At 64.6% G+C, this 1,098-nt stretch carries 1 protein-coding gene and 1 pseudogene; both read right to left on the bottom strand.

The features are described 5' to 3' along the window. A partial coding sequence (locus tag I5I_RS09045) for a 2Fe-2S iron-sulfur cluster-binding protein (RefSeq protein ID WP_036318492.1) occupies positions 1-524 on the bottom strand: 524 nt, incomplete at its 3' end. Beyond that, positions 524-1,098, bottom strand: a pseudogene (locus tag I5I_RS09040) (succinate dehydrogenase/fumarate reductase flavoprotein subunit); the annotation flags it as partial. The gene I5I_RS09045 and the pseudogene I5I_RS09040, both read right to left, overlap by 1 nt.

Below are 1,098 nucleotides of genomic sequence, written 5' to 3'. Positions count from 1 at the left end.
CACGCGGCGCACAGGATGCACTTGGTGGTGTCGTCGAAGATCTCGCGGTCGACGATCGACTGGATGCGCTCCTTGCCGGCCTCGGGCTTGCTGTTGGCGATGAGGAACGGCTGCACCTCGCGGTACGACGCGAAGAACGGCTCCATGTCGACGACGAGGTCCTTCTCCAGCGGCAGACCCTTGATCGCCTCGACGTAGATCGGCTTCGAGATGTCGAGGTCCTTGATCAGTGTCTTGCAGGCCAGGCGGTTGCGGCCGTTGATGCGCATCGCGTCGGAGCCGCAGATGCCGTGGGCGCACGACCGACGGAAGGTCAGGGAGCCGTCGACCTCCCACTTGATCTTGTGCAGGGCGTCCAGCACGCGATCGGTGGGGTACATCTCGACGTCGTAGTCGACCCAGCGCGGCTCGCTGTCGGTCTCCGGGTCGAAACGGCGGATGATGAAGGTGACGAGGTACGACTGGATCGGGGCTTCACCGGTCGTCTCGGCGACGACGTCCTGCTCGACGATGGCGGTCGACATCAGTACTTCCTCTCCATCGGTGGGTAGTTGAATTCGCCCTTGTCGTTCTTGGTGAACACGACGGGCTTCCAGTCCAGCTTGATGTGATCCTCGGGGTCGGGCGAGTGCGGGTCGCCGGTGAGGTAGGCCATCGTGTGCTGCATGTACTGCTCGTCGTTGCGGTCGGGGTAGTCCTCGCGCATGTGTCCGCCGCGGCTCTCGCGACGGTTGCGGGCGGCGTACGCGACGATCTCGGCAAGGTCGAGAAGGAAGCCGAGCTCGACGGCCTCGAGCAGATCGGTGTTGAAGCGCTTGCCCTTGTCGTCGATGTGCACGTTCTTGAAGCGCTGGCGCAGGTCGTGGATGGTGCCCATGACGTTGGTCAGGGTCTCCTCGGTGCGGAAGACCTGGGCGTTGGCGTCCATCTCCTCCTGCAGCGTCTTGCGGAGCACCGCGACGCGCTCGGTGCCGGTGTTGCTTCGCAGACCCTCGAGCATCTCGCGGACCTCCTTGGCGGGGTCCTCGGGCAGCGGCACGAAATCAGCGGTCTGCACGTACTGGACGGCGTTGCGACCGCTGCGCTTCCGAAGACGTG

The sequence above is a fragment of the Microbacterium sp. B24 genome, assembly GCF_000333415.1.
Taxonomy (GTDB): Bacteria; Actinomycetota; Actinomycetes; order Actinomycetales; family Microbacteriaceae; genus Microbacterium.
This window is presented reverse-complemented; position numbering and strand designations above follow the sequence as displayed.